At 38.0% G+C, this 1,391-nt stretch carries 1 protein-coding gene; it reads right to left on the bottom strand.

All coding sequences use genetic code 11. The features are described 5' to 3' along the window. Positions 1-103: 103 nt before the first annotated feature. Positions 104-1,306: an IS4 family transposase gene (locus IC612_RS09955; RefSeq protein WP_194740035.1), complete on the bottom strand. Its 1,203-nt coding sequence runs from the start codon at positions 1,304-1,306 to the stop codon at positions 104-106. Positions 1,307-1,391: the final 85 nt, after the last annotated feature.

A 1,391-nucleotide genomic window follows, 5' to 3' on the forward strand; every position in this document is an offset into this window, starting at 1 on the left:
AATCATCCTCGTCCGATAAACATTAAGTTATAGATTATTTATTTTTTATCTTATTGCATATCAGTTTATTAATTTTTAATTTTTACTGATTTCCAAAAACAAGCTACCAATTAAAGGACAGTTGTTTGCCATCATCCCGGTCAATAATCCAGTCTTTTTCAGGGTTTTCCAGAAATTTCATCAGGTTGATATTGTTGAACAGATGGATTTTGCAAAAACTAACCAGATTGGAAAATGCCCAATGCCTCTTCAACCTCTTTTTGATGACCGCCAGCAGAAGATTGACCATTAACACACAGTAAATCTGTATTTTGATGGCGTTTTCGTTGTCTCCCAAAAAATATTTCAAAGGAAAATTCTGTTTCAATTGTTTGAACAACAGCTCTATCTGCCATCGGATTTTGTAAAGTGCGGCAATCAAATCGGCTCGCATATCAAACAGATTGGTCAGGAACTCAAACTCCCTTTTGCCCGCACGGTCATAAAAAACCACTTTTCGCAGTCTTAACGGTGTGGTTTGTTTGCCTTTTTTTACCTCAATTTCAATTATTTCATCTTTTAAGACACCGCTGTGGATATGTTCCCCGAGGTCTAATGCTTCAATATTGATGTAAGAAGCATTGTCTTTTATCCGGGTTACAAAGCCTGTTTCTTGCTCGGTAAAATGCTCAAAAGCCTTGTAATCATTGTATCCCTTATCGAAAACATAAACCGTGTTTTTATCGCATTTCAGTTTGTCTAAAAACTCGTGGTCGTGCTTTTTCGCTTCGCTAAACCAAACCAGACCCGGAACGGTTTCATCCGCATTTATCACTGTATGGACCTTGATACCGCCTTTCTTTTTGCCCGTTTTCGGGTTTCTGCCAACACCTTCCAGAATATCCTTAAACAGGCTGATAGTGGTGCTGTCAAAGATTTTTACCTGCTTTTTAATCACATGCTGAATCCGGCTGTCCGATAAAAACCTGCCGTACTGCATGAGTAGCCCGTGGTAGATATTTTCAAAAACCAAAACGTCTCTTTTCTTGTTGGCATCCGACAAAGTGCTTCTTTTGGGAATATGGCTTAACTGAAAACCGGCTGTTTTTCCCGACAGACCAAGCATTGCCCCCGATATTTCACGTAGTGAGGTACACTTTGAAAACGAACAGAAAAGCATACTTATCAGATGATCTTTGGTTTTAAATCGCTTTGTATAGCGGTCAGAATCACACTTTTTTACTTCTTTTCGGATGAGGGATTCATCAATTAGTGAAATCAGCTGTCCGAAAACGGATTTTGTCGAAAAATGACTATTTTTACTCATCGTATTTTTTATGTCGCAAACACAAATTTACGATGTTTTCAAGAAGCCATTAAATTGGCTTCTTGTTTTATCGGACAACAATGAT

The sequence above is a fragment of the Planobacterium oryzisoli genome, assembly GCF_015354315.1.
Classification (GTDB): domain Bacteria; phylum Bacteroidota; class Bacteroidia; order Flavobacteriales; family Weeksellaceae; genus Planobacterium_A; species Planobacterium_A oryzisoli.